This window comes from Collinsella sp. LCP19S3_F2 (genome assembly GCF_052121015.1).
In the GTDB taxonomy this organism is placed as follows: domain Bacteria; phylum Actinomycetota; class Coriobacteriia; order Coriobacteriales; family Coriobacteriaceae; genus Collinsella.
The window spans coordinates 188,267-200,119 of sequence record NZ_JBQKFA010000002.1; the positions used below are offsets into that span (position 1 = coordinate 188,267).

General features: G+C 62.2%; 8 protein-coding genes. 7 read left to right on the forward strand and 1 reads right to left on the reverse strand.

Annotation, left to right across the window (positions count from 1 at the left end; genetic code table 11):
* Positions 1-174: 174 nt before the first annotated feature.
* Positions 175-426 carry an indolepyruvate ferredoxin oxidoreductase subunit alpha gene (locus ACTQX9_RS02500; protein ID WP_158564522.1) on the reverse strand — a complete coding sequence of 84 codons (252 nt, stop codon included), beginning with the start codon at positions 424-426 and terminating at the stop codon, positions 175-177.
* A 590-nt stretch (positions 427-1,016) separates the two neighbouring features.
* On the opposite strand from ACTQX9_RS02500, the gene dnaK reads away from it, so the two are divergent.
* From dnaK to ACTQX9_RS02535, 7 genes are all read left to right on the forward strand, one after another.
* On the forward strand, positions 1,017-2,909 hold the full coding sequence (dnaK, locus tag ACTQX9_RS02505) for a molecular chaperone DnaK (RefSeq protein ID WP_154518137.1): 1,893 nt from the start codon (positions 1,017-1,019) through the stop codon (positions 2,907-2,909).
* 2 nt (positions 2,910-2,911) lie between these two features.
* Entirely contained in the window at positions 2,912-3,754 is an 843-nt protein-coding gene (locus ACTQX9_RS02510) for a nucleotide exchange factor GrpE (RefSeq protein WP_441537702.1), read from the forward strand.
* 107 nt (positions 3,755-3,861) lie between these two features.
* On the forward strand, positions 3,862-4,827 hold the full coding sequence (locus tag ACTQX9_RS02515) for a DnaJ C-terminal domain-containing protein (protein ID WP_441540395.1): 966 nt from the start codon (positions 3,862-3,864) through the stop codon (positions 4,825-4,827).
* A gap of 72 nt (positions 4,828-4,899) precedes the next feature.
* Positions 4,900-5,316 (forward strand): heat shock protein transcriptional repressor HspR, encoded by a 417-nt coding sequence (locus ACTQX9_RS02520; protein ID WP_441540396.1) that lies wholly within the window; start codon positions 4,900-4,902, stop codon positions 5,314-5,316.
* A 534-nt stretch (positions 5,317-5,850) separates the two neighbouring features.
* The gene (locus ACTQX9_RS02525; protein ID WP_441540397.1) at positions 5,851-8,151 is read left to right on the forward strand and encodes a hydratase; all 2,301 of its coding nucleotides are present in this window, start codon (positions 5,851-5,853) and stop codon (positions 8,149-8,151) included.
* Between the two features lie 624 nt (positions 8,152-8,775).
* Positions 8,776-11,403 carry an ATP-dependent chaperone ClpB gene (clpB, locus tag ACTQX9_RS02530; RefSeq protein WP_441015378.1) on the forward strand — a complete coding sequence of 876 codons (2,628 nt, stop codon included), beginning with the start codon at positions 8,776-8,778 and terminating at the stop codon, positions 11,401-11,403.
* A 133-nt stretch (positions 11,404-11,536) separates the two neighbouring features.
* Complete coding sequence (locus tag ACTQX9_RS02535; protein WP_441540398.1) at positions 11,537-11,731, forward strand: hypothetical protein; 195 nt, start codon at positions 11,537-11,539, stop codon at positions 11,729-11,731.
* Positions 11,732-11,853: the final 122 nt, after the last annotated feature.

Genomic DNA, 11,853 nt, shown 5'->3' on the forward strand with positions numbered 1-11,853 from the left:
CGCTTCCCTTCTCTTTCACGTCACCTTGCTCGCTTAGGGGCGTTTTCGCTGACTTATGCTCAACCTGCGACGGTGCCAAATTAGCTATCCGCACAAAAAAGAGGCCTCTGCGGCGATGCGGAGGCCTCCTTTTTTGTGCACGGTGTACTTGTGAGTGTGCAAGTGGGGGAGTTGTTACTCCTCGACGATCTCGGTGATCGCGCCGGCGGGGCAAGCGTCCTGGCAAGCGCCACAGGCGACGCAGGAGTCCTCGTCAGCAACGGTAGCGACGTCCTGGAGCTCCAGAACGCCAGCGGGGCAGGAGTCGACGCAAACGCCACAAGCGATGCACTCGTCGGCATCAATTACGGGATGAGCCATGGTAGTTTCCTCTCTGTTGACCGACGCTACAGGCGATGCGCGCCGGTTTGATTCGGGCAAAAACATACCACGTGAGCGACCGTTTGCAATACCCTCTGGCCGGCATCTTCATACCATTCGCCGAGTATGCCAAGGCTTACTAAGAAACGCACAGGTGAGGCTGGTGAGCTGTGCAAATGTTAGCTAAAGGTGACTCGAATTATTGAGCAATTGAGTGGGCTTTCGGAAAGCGCATCCCGTTATCTGGTCGAAAAACGGGTCGCAGTTTCCGGTTGGGCCCGCTAGCGGAAACTGCGACCCGGTATTAGCTCTCAAAACGGGATACGGTTTCCGGTCGAGCCTTCAGACGGAAACTACGACCCGGAATCCACGCTCAAACCGGGACGAGCTTTCCGTAAAGCAGCCCCAAGCACCCCCGGCCCAAACCTCAGCCATCTCTACATAGATCTCGATAGATTTGCCGAGAACTCAATCAGCGCATCTACCTGCGCATTCGAGAACCTAAACTCTAAGTGATAAGAAATCTTATATGAATTGACTTAGATTTTGTATATTCCGGTCCATAAGGGGATACACTACATCCTGAAAGACAAGCCGAAAGACCGCTTGGCAGACCGCCGAGTCGGTGCAAACGCACAAGAGAGAGGGAATTTCTAATGGGCAAGATTCTTGGTATCGACCTTGGTACTACTAACTCCGCAATGGCCGTTCTCGAGGGCGGTTCTCCGACCATCATCGTGAACGCCGAGGGCGACCGCACCACCCCGTCTGTCGTGGGCTTCCGTGCCGACGGCGACCGCGTCGTGGGCAAGGCCGCTAAGAACCAGGCGGTCACCAACCCCAAGAACACCGTGTTCTCCATCAAGCGCTTCATGGGCCGCAAGTACTCCGAGTGCACCTCCGAGCTCAAGACCGTGCCGTATGAGGTCAAGGAGGGCCAGGGTGGCCGTGCCGTCGTCGACATCGAGGGCAAGGAATACACCGCCGAGCAGGTGAGCGCCATGACGCTCGCAAAGATGAAGGCCGACGCCGAGAAGTATCTGGGCGAGACCGTCACCGACGCCGTCATCACCGTCCCGGCCTACTTCAACGACGCCCAGCGCCAGGCCACCAAGGACGCCGGTAAGATCGCCGGCCTCAACGTTAAGCGTATCGTCAACGAGCCGACCGCTGCCGCTTTGGCCTATGGCCTGGACAAGCAGGGCTCCGACCAGCGCATCCTGGTCTTCGACCTGGGCGGCGGTACCTTCGACGTCTCCATCCTCGACCTCGCCGACGGCGTGTTTGAGGTTCTGTCCACCTCGGGCGACAACCACCTGGGCGGCGACGACTGGGATCAGCGCGTCATCGACTGGATGGCCGATAAGTTCCAGCAGGAGAACGGTGTCGACTTGCGTCAGGACCCCATGGCCCTGCAGCGTCTGAAGGAGGCCGCCGAGAACGCCAAGAAGGAGCTCTCCGCCGCCCAGCAGTCCACTATCAACCTGCCGTTCATCACCATGAACCAGTCCGGCCCGCTGCACCTCAACTACACGCTGACCCGCGCCGAGTTCGAGAAGATCACCCGTGACCTGCTCGAGCGCTGCAAGCAGCCTGTCACCAACGCCCTGCGCGACGCTAACCTTAAGCTCTCCGATCTGACCGAGGTCATCCTCGTCGGCGGCTCCACCCGTATGCCCGCCGTCCAGGAGCTCGTCAAGACCATGACCGGCAAGCAGCCCAACATGTCCGTGAACCCCGACGAGGTCGTTGCCGACGGCGCTGCCGTCCAGGGCGGCGTGCTCACCGGCGACGTCGAGGGCATCCTGCTGCTCGACGTTACCCCGCTGTCGCTGGGCGTCGAGACCATGGGCGGCATCATGACCAAGATGATCGACCGCAACACCACGATTCCGACCTCCAAGACCGAGGTCTACTCCACCGCTGCCGACAACCAGACCAGCGTCGAGATCAACGTGCTCCAGGGCGAGCGCGAACTTGCCCGCGACAACAAGTCGCTCGGTAAGTTCCAGCTGACCGGTATCCCGGCTGCCCGCCGCGGCGTGCCGCAGATCGAGGTCACCTTCGACATCGACGCCAACGGCATCGTCAAGGTCTCCGCTAAGGACAAGGGCACCGGCAAGGAGCAGCAGATCACCATCTCCGGCTCCACCGCTCTGTCCGACGAAGAAGTCGATCGTATGGTCAAGGACGCCGAGGCTCATGCCGAGGAGGACAAGAAGCAGAAGGAAGAGGTCGAGGTCCGCAACCAGACCGACAGCCTGTGCTACTCCACCGAGCAGACCCTCAACGAGCTGGGCGACAAGGTTTCCGCCGACGTGAAGTCCAAGGCCGAGGCCGCTATCGCCGATGCCAAGAAGGCGCTCGAGGGCTCTGACGTCGAGGCCATCAAGGCCGCCGGCGAGTCCCTGCAGTCCGTGGCCTACGAGCTGGCTCAGGTTGTCTACGCCGACGCCCAGCAGCAGACCGACGGTGCCGCCGGCGCCCAGCCTGCCGACGATGACGTCGTCGACGCTGACTACGAGGTTGTGGACGACGAGGACAAGTAATCATGTCCGCCCGTAAAGCTCGCACGGAGGCGGCTGCCGTTGGAGCCGCCCCCGTTGACTCTGAGGAGAAGGACGTGAAGATTCCCGTAGAGGCCGTCGACGATACCGAGGCCAACGAGGCCGAGGCCGCCGAGGCTGTCGAGAACCAGGTAGAGGATTCCAACAAGGAGGCGACGATGACCGAGGACGAGATGGTGGAAGCCGCTATCCGCGCCGGTGAGGAAGCCGCCGACAACGACTTTAAGCTCAAGTTCGAGCAGGCCCAGAAGGAGCTTGCCGACGTGCGCAATGAGCTCGATGCTGCGACAGAGGCTCAGAAGGCTGCCGAGGACAAGGCGAAGGACGCCACCGAGCGCACCGCCCGTCTGCAGGCCGACTGGGAGAACTTCCGTCGCCGCACCGCCAGCGAGCGTATCGCCGAGCGTGAGCGCGCGACCGAGAAGCTTGTCACTGCGCTGCTGCCGGTGGTCGACGATATCGAGCGCGCGATCGACCATGCCCGCAGCCAAGAGCTTGCCGACGACTTTAAGCAGTTCGTCGACGGCGTCGACGCGGTGCATGCCAAGCTACTCGATGTGTTTGCGCACGAGGGCGTTGAGCCCATCGACCCCAAGGGCGAGGCGTTCGATCCGCTCGAGCACCAGGCTGTGGGTCGCGTCGAGGACTCGTCGCAGTACGACGAGACCGTCAACGACGTGTACCAGAAGGGCTACCGCATGGCGGACCGCATCCTGCGTTCCGCGATGGTGACGGTGACCTACGGTGGCGAAAAGCGCCCCGCACCGGAGCCCGAAGCGGCGCCCGAGGATGCTGCGGCCGATACGGCCGAGAGCGCCGAGGAGTAATTGAGAAGGGCCCCGGGGCAACACCCGGGGCCCTTTCTGGCCTAGTGCCATATGAAAGCATGAACCGCCGCCCGCTGGGCGACGGATAAAACAGGAGAGGAGCTACGATGGCTGCAGGCAAAACCTTCTATGACATCCTGGGCGTATCCAAGAGCGCCTCCGACAAAGAGATCAAGAGCGCGTTTCGCAAGCTCGCGCAAAAATATCACCCTGACGCCGGCGGCGACGAGGCCAAGTTCAAGGAGATCAGCGAGGCCTACGAGACGCTTTCGGACGAGAAGAAGCGCAAAGAGTACGACCAGATGCTCATGTTTGGCGGCATGCCGGGCGCAGGCGGCGCGTATGGCGGCGGCTACGGTGCCGGCGCGGGTGCCAGCGGCTGGGGCGACATCTTCGACAGCATCTTTAGCGGCAACGGCGCCTGGGGCAGCGATTGGGGCTCGGGCTTTGCCGGGGCTGCGGGCGCTGCCGGTGCCGGCGCGGGTCGCAGCCGCGCTCGCAAGGGCGGCGACCTGTCGCTGACCGTCGATGTGACGGCCGAGGACGCGTTTCGCGGCGTGACGCACAAGGTCACCTATCGCATTCCCTCGACAGGCGAGCAGCAGACCATTACGGTCTCGGTGCCCGCGGGCGCGGTCGACGGCGGCAAGCTACGCTACAAGCGTCGCGGCGAGTATGGCGTCGCCGGTGGCGAGCGCGGCGACCTGGTCGTGACCACGCATGTGGAGGAGCACCCGCTGTTTAAGCGCAAAGGCGCCGACGTGACCATGGAGGTACCGGTCTCGGTCTACGAGGCGGCGCTCGGCTGCACGGTGGACGTGCCCACGCCCGTCGGTGCGACGGTCCGTTTGAAAGTGCCTGCGGGTACCCAGACGGGCAAGAAGTTCCGCTTTAAGGAGATGGGGGCGCCCGACGTTAAGCACCGTGGCCGTACGGGCGCGCTGCTCGTCGAGATCAAGGTACAGGTTCCCACGAACCTATCCGATGACGAGCGCGATGCCATGACCAAGCTGCGCGAGGCCGACACGCGCGACTACCGCGAGAAGGTCAACCGTTACAAGGCGACGTTCTAGGGCGGTCGCGGTGCACGCCCACGCCCGCGGGCTTATGATGGACGATAACGAGACGGAAAGGGGTCAGGTAGCATGGCCGAGGACAATAGGAACAAACCGCTGTACATGATCAGCGTGGCGGCCGAGCTGACCGGCATGCATCCGCAGACTCTGCGCGTCTACGAGTCCAAGGGCCTGGTGAACCCCCAGCGCTCGGGCGGCAACACGCGCCTGTATTCGCGTGCCGATATCGAGCGCCTGGAGCTCATCAACCAGCTGACCGACGAGGGCATCAACCTTGCCGGCGTGGTGCGTATCCTCGATATGAAGGAGCGTGCCGAGGAGCGCGAGCGCGAGAACGAAAAGCTCCGCGCCCGCATGCGCCAGCTCGAGGACGAGCTGCACGAGTACAAGATGCAGAAGAAGATCACCTCCCTGGCCCCGCGCGATGGCTCGGTTAATCCCGAACAGGTCATGCGCAAGCTACTGGGAGCCGGCGGGGGTCTCTAGGTTCCGCCGTTCTAACGAACGGCGGACCGGTCGACGCTGCGCGCCGCCCAGAGCGACAATTTGTCATTCAAAAGGCAAGGCATGACCAGAAGGTCTATGCCTTGCCTTTTTCATGCCAACTTGTTCGCTCTGGACGTCGCTCGCTGTCCGTCCTCTACCTGCGGCGTTGCCATGGTCCGGATGCGGCACTTGGGGACGTTCCTCACTTTGGAAATGCGGCCCGCTCGCTGTCCGTCCTCTACCTGCGGCGTTGCCTTGCTCCGGATGCGGTAGTCGTTGGTAGTCATTGGGGCCCGCTCGCTGTCGTTGCCAAAACATCGGTGTTGCCGGAGTAGTCATTGGGGACGTTCTTAAATGACTAGTCGTAAGGGACGCTCTTGCACCAAATCTGCTGACCCACATCGGGCTCGTCCTGTACTTTACCGAGATAAAGTGAACGTGTAGATTCGTAACCCATTCGCAACCGTTCTATGGCACGATATTGAACGAATGCATGCTATGCGCCCAAATCTTTTGGGCAGAGTGGGAGACAGTATGGTCAAGCTGTACGAGGACGGCATCTACCTGCGCGGCGGCAGCGAGGTTGTGCCTGCGGCCGAGGCTGCCGAGCGCGGTATTACGCAGACGCCCGAGGATGCCAAGCGCGGTACCATCGCGTATTCGATCCTCCAGGCACACAATACGTCCGGCGACCCCGAGGCGCTCAAGATTCGCTTCGATGCCATGGCGAGCCACGACATCACCTTTGTCGGCATCATCCAGACGGCGCGCGCCTCGGGCATGGAGCAGTTCCCGCTGCCCTACGTGCTCACCAACTGCCATAACTCGCTGTGCGCCGTGGGCGGCACCATCAATGAGGACGACCACGTCTTTGGCCTTTCCGCGGCCAAAAAGTACGGCGGCATCTTCGTCCCGCCGCACATCGCCGTCATCCACTCCTTTATGCGCGAGAACTTCGCCGGTTGCGGCAAGATGATCCTGGGCTCCGACTCGCACACCCGCTATGGCGCCCTGGGCACCATGGCCGTGGGCGAGGGCGGCGGCGAGCTGGCAAAGCAGTTGCTGCGCGATACCTACGACGTTGCCTATCCCGGCGTCGTCGCTATCTACCTCACGGGCGCCCCGCGTCCCGGCGTCGGCCCGCACGACGTGGCGCTCGCCATCATCCGTGCCGTCTTTGCCAAGGGCTATGTCAAGAACAAGGTCATGGAGTTTGTGGGCCCGGGTATCGCGAGCATGACGACCGATTACCGCAACGGCGTCGACGTCATGACCACCGAGACCACCTGCCTGTCGAGCATCTGGGCCACCGACGAGGACACGCACGCGTTTTTGGCCATGCACGGTCGCGGCGACGACTACCGCGAGCTCAAGCCCGCCGATGTCGCCTACTACGACGGTTGCGTCGAGGTCGATCTGTCGAGCATCAAGCCCATGATCGCGCTGCCATTCCATCCTTCCAACGGCTTTGAGATCGAGGAGCTCAACGAGAACCTCGAGGACATCCTGCATGAGGTGGAGCTCGAGGCCGCCAAGATCGGCGAGGGCAAGACGCACTTTAGCCTGCTCGACAAGATCGTCGACGGCAAGCTTCACGTGCAACAGGGCGTTATCGCCGGCTGCTCGGGCGGCAACTACGACTCCGTGGTCCAGGCTGCCCGCGTGCTCAAGGGCGCCAACACCGGCTGCGGCGAGTTCTCGCTGTCGGTCTATCCCACGAGCCAGCCCGTGGCGCTCGAACTTACGCGCCGTGGCTATATCTACGACCTTATGGAGGCCGGCGCGATCGTGCGCACGGCGTTCTGCGGTCCGTGCTTTGGCGCCGGCGACACGCCTGCCAACAACGGCCTGTCCATCCGCCACACCACGCGCAACTTCCCCAACCGCGAGGGTTCCAAGCCGGGCAATGGTCAGCTGAGCGCCGTGGCCCTGATGGACGCTCGCTCCATTGCGGCGACAGCTGCCAACGGCGGCGTCCTGACGCCGGCGACCGACCTGCCCGAGGAGACTTGGGACGAGGCCTGCGAGTACACCTTTGACGACGCGCCGTACAAAAAGCGTGTGTACTGGGGCTTTGGCAAGGCTGAGCCTGCCGACGAGCTGGTCGAGGGTCCCAACATCAAGCCGTGGCCCGCGATGGAGCCTCTCGGCGACGACATTCTGCTCAAGGTGTGCTCCAAGATCATGGACCCGGTCACCACGACCGACGAGCTCATTCCTTCGGGCGAGACGAGCTCCTTCCGCTCCAACCCGCTGGGCCTGGCAGAGTTTACACTCAGCCGCCGCGACCCTGCCTACGTGGGCCGCTCCAAGGAGGTCGACGCGGTGGAGAAGCGCCGCGTTGCCGGCGAGGCCGCGGGCGACTTGGCCGCGCTCGATGCCGAGCTTGCTGGTGTGTTTGAGGCACTGGCCGGCGCGGGTGTCGCTGCCGACGCCAAGGCGACCGAGTACGGCTCCATGCTCTATGCCAAGAAGCCCGGTGACGGTTCTGCCCGCGAGCAGGCCGCGAGCTGCCAGCGCGTGATCGGCGGCCTGGCCAACATCGTCCATGAGTACGCCACCAAGCGCTATCGCTCCAACGTGATGAACTGGGGCATGGTGCCCTTCCAGATGGAGGCCGAGCCCAACTTTGAGGTGGGCGACTACGTCTTTGTGCCGGGTATCCGCGCCGCGCTCGACGGTGACCTAAAGGGCATCGCCGCCTACGTGGTGCGCGCCGACGGTGCGGTCGAGCAGATTGAGCTCTACATTGCCGATATGACGGCTGAGGAGCGTGCCATCGTCAAGGCCGGCTGCCTGATCAACTACAACAAGTTCAAGGCCGCTGCCGAGTAACGCACTTAATTGTCCGCCCGGGGCTTATCCTTTCCCGCCCGCTCACGCGCTTCGCGAGGGTCGCGTTCGGGAAAGGATAAGCCCCGGGCTACATTTCTGCGTTCTCGTTGGGTCTTGAGGGACGCTAATAAATAGACTTGCTTGATGCCGCCTCTGTTAATGGGGCGGCTTCTTTTTTGTCGAGAACCGCCACAAAGGGGACAGGCACCTTTGTGGCGGTTCTCGGTTTGTCTCGACCTGTAACATCTTGGCCGCTAAAAGTGGGCCTGGTGTTACAGATTTAGATTTTCGATTCGGGTGTCTTCTGTTCGTCTCGATTTGTAACAGATAGAGCTCTATTTGCCGAGTAGATGTTACAGATTGAGACAAACGGGTGACGCTGGCCATTTCATCTTGATTTGTAACATCTGGAGCCATAAACAGTCGCTAGATGTTACAGATTGAGATAGTAAGGGGACGAGGCCGCAGCGGGTGAGCGTGCCTGCTCCCTATCGCTTAATCACTCAGAAAATCTTATATATAGAGACTTAGATTTGTGTATAAGATCGTACAAAGCTGGCAACAATACTTCTCGGACAACGTGAAGCCGCCCCGTAGGGCGGCCGCCCCAAGAGAGGTGATTCCATGAGAATCGATAAGCTAGCAATGACGTCGCGCGAGGCGTTGCAGACCGCCATGAGCACGGCTGCCGACGCACAGGCCGGCGCGGTGGAGCCGATTCACCTGCTGTCCGCCCTGCTCGGTGCCGGCGAGCGCAATATCTCCGTGATTATCGAGCGCATCGGCGCCGACCCAGCCCAGCTTGCACACTCCACGCAAGATGCCATCGACCGCGCACCCAAGGTTTCGGGCGAGGGCCAGCAGATGGGCCTGTCCAACGAGCTCGTCCGCGTCATCGAGAAGGCCGAGAAAAAGGCCACCAAGATGGGCGACAGCTTTGTAGTGACCGAGCATCTGCTGATGGCACTTGCCGAGGACAAAGGTGAGGCGGGCCGCGTGCTGCGCGACGCCGGCGTTACCAAGGAGCGTATCGAGCAGGTCTACGAGGAGCTGCGCGGCGATGACCGCGTGACGTCCGCCGAGGACAAGACTCAGTTTGAGGCGCTGGAGCAGTACGGCCGCAACATCTGCGACCTGGCCCGCGCCGGCAAGCTCGACCCGGTCATCGGCCGTACCGACGAGATTCGCCGTACCATCCAGGTCCTGTCCCGCCGCACCAAGAACAACCCCGTGCTCATCGGTGAGCCGGGTGTCGGTAAAACGGCCATCGTCGAGGGCATCGCCCAGCGTATCGTGGCCGGCGACGTGCCGAGCACGCTGCGCGACCGCGACCTCATCGAGCTCGACATGAGCGCGCTGGTCGCCGGTGCCAAGTACCGCGGCGAGTTCGAGGACCGCTTGAAGGCCGTGCTCAAGGAAGTACAGAAGTCCGAAGGCAAGGTCATCCTGTTCATCGATGAGCTCCACACCATTGTGGGCGCGGGTGCCACCGAGGGCTCCATGGACGCCGGCAACATCCTCAAACCGGCGCTCGCCCGCGGCGACCTGCACGCGATCGGCGCGACCACGCTCGACGAATACCGCAAGTACATCGAGAAGGACGCGGCGCTCGCCCGTCGTTTCCAGACCGTTATGGTCTCCGAGCCTACCGTCGAGGACACCATCTCGATTCTGCGTGGCCTCAAGGAGAAGTACGAGATCTTCCACGGCGTGCACATTACCGATAGCGCGCTCGTGGCCGCCGCCGACCTCTCCGATCGTTACATCGCCGACCGCTTCCTGCCCGACAAGGCCATCGACCTGGTCGATGAGGCGGCAAGCCGCCTGCGCATGGAGCTCGACAGCATGCCGGTCGAGATCGACGCCACCACGCGTCAGCTCACCCAGCTGCAGATCGAGGAACAGGCGCTCATGAAGGAGACCGACGACGCCTCCAAGGAGCGTCTGGAGACCCTGCGCCAGGAAATCGCCGAGATCCAGGAAAAGCTCAACGTGCAAAAGGCCGGTTGGCTCAACCAAAAGAACGCCATCGACCATGTGCAGGAGCTCAAGGGCCAGCTCGATGAGGCCAAGAGCGAAGAGGAACGTGCGACGCGCAACGGAGACTTGGGCCGTGCGTCCGAGCTGCGTTACTCCGTGATTCCGGGTCTGCAGCAGCAGATTCAGGATTCCGAGGCCGCGCTCGAGGCACAAAAGCAGCAGGACGGTGAAGGCCTCAACGAGCAGGTGACCTCCGATGAGATCGCCGAGGTCGTGAGCGCCTGGACCGGTGTGCCCGTCTCCAAGATGATGCAGGGTGAGCTCGACAAGCTGAAGGGCTTGGAAGGCGAGCTGCATAAGCGCGTCATCGGCCAGGATGAGGCCGTCTCCGCCGTCGCCGCGGCCGTGCGCCGTAGCCGTGCGGGCCTCTCCGATCCGGACAAGCCCATCGGCAGCTTCTTCTTCCTGGGCCCCACCGGTGTGGGCAAGACCGAACTCGCCAAGGCGCTGGCCGAGTGCCTGTTCGATGACGAGCGCGCGCTCGTGCGTATCGACATGTCCGAGTACATGGAGAAGTTCAGCGTTCAGCGTCTGATCGGTGCGCCCCCGGGATACGTGGGCTACGACGAGGGTGGACAGCTCACCGAGGCCGTGCGCCGTCGCCCGTACTCCGTGATCTTGCTCGACGAGATGGAGAAGGCCCATCCAGATGTCTTCAACGTGCTGTTGCAGGTGCTTGACGACGGCCGTCTGACCGACGGTCAGGGTCGTCAGGTGTCCTTCAAGAACACGATCATCATCATGACGTCCAACGTGGGCTCCAAGGCTATCGCCGATCTTTCGGGCAAGGACGAGGAGGAGATGCGCCATCAGGTTGACGCGGCCATGGCTCAGACTTTCCGTCCCGAGTTCCTCAACCGTATCGACGATATCGTGGTGTTCCATCCGCTCGGCATGGCGCAGATCGAAAAAATCGTCGATATTCAGCTCGCCGACGTCCGCGCACGTCTGGCCAAGGAGCGCATGACGCTTGCCATCACCCCGGCGGCCAAGCAGATGCTCGCCGTGGGCGGTCTGGACCCGGTCTTTGGTGCCCGTCCGCTCAAGCGTCTGGTGCAGCGCGAGGTCGTGGACGCCATCGCCGCCGCTATCATCGACGGTACGGTGCGCGAGGGCGATCAGGTGACGGTTGACGTCGACAAGGACGGTGCCTTTACCGTCGTGTGCGATAACACGCCGTCTGCCACCTACGAGGTGCCCGACGCCGAGTAGATTGTTGGGCCATGCCTTAAAAACTACCTTTTGAGCCAAACGCCAAGGGCGGCGGATCCAATTGGGTCCGCCGCCCTTTTTCGTGCGACAATCGATGATGTTGAACATGAGTACATGGCAAGGAGCTATGCAGATGAAAGACGAGAACGAGACGAACGCACCGGCGCCTGAGTCAGCGCCCGCCGCACCCAAGCCTGCGTCTAAGCAGGCACCCAAGCCGCGCGACCCCTACATCCGTGCCGAGAACGAGGACGACGACGGCTACGATCCCTACAGCGATCGCTGCCCCGAGCGCGAGCCGATGTTCGAAGCCGATCCGTGGCGCTAACTCCTGCAGGGTAGCTAATTTGGGACGGGGCTTTTTTAGCTGCCCCGGCTGGTAATGTGCTGGTTTAGTCGATTAACGGTCGGGGCAGCTAAAAAAGCCCCGTCCCAAATTAGCTACCCTCG

Bases quoted from the DNA above. Each gene is read 5' to 3' on its own strand.
- ACTQX9_RS02500 (WP_158564522.1), bottom strand. From the start codon at position 426: ATGTTTTTGCCCGAATCAAACCGGCGCGCATCGCCTGTAGCGTCGGTC.
- ACTQX9_RS02535 (WP_441540398.1), top strand. From the start codon at position 11,537: ATGAAAGACGAGAACGAGACGAACGCACCGGCGCCTGAGTCAGCGCCC.
- ACTQX9_RS02525 (WP_441540397.1), top strand. From the start codon at position 5,851: ATGGTCAAGCTGTACGAGGACGGCATCTACCTGCGCGGCGGCAGCGAG.
- ACTQX9_RS02520 (WP_441540396.1), top strand. From the start codon at position 4,900: ATGGCCGAGGACAATAGGAACAAACCGCTGTACATGATCAGCGTGGCG.
- ACTQX9_RS02515 (WP_441540395.1), top strand. From the start codon at position 3,862: ATGGCTGCAGGCAAAACCTTCTATGACATCCTGGGCGTATCCAAGAGC.
- clpB (WP_441015378.1), top strand. From the start codon at position 8,776: ATGAGAATCGATAAGCTAGCAATGACGTCGCGCGAGGCGTTGCAGACC.
- dnaK (WP_154518137.1), top strand. From the start codon at position 1,017: ATGGGCAAGATTCTTGGTATCGACCTTGGTACTACTAACTCCGCAATG.
- ACTQX9_RS02510 (WP_441537702.1), top strand. From the start codon at position 2,912: ATGTCCGCCCGTAAAGCTCGCACGGAGGCGGCTGCCGTTGGAGCCGCC.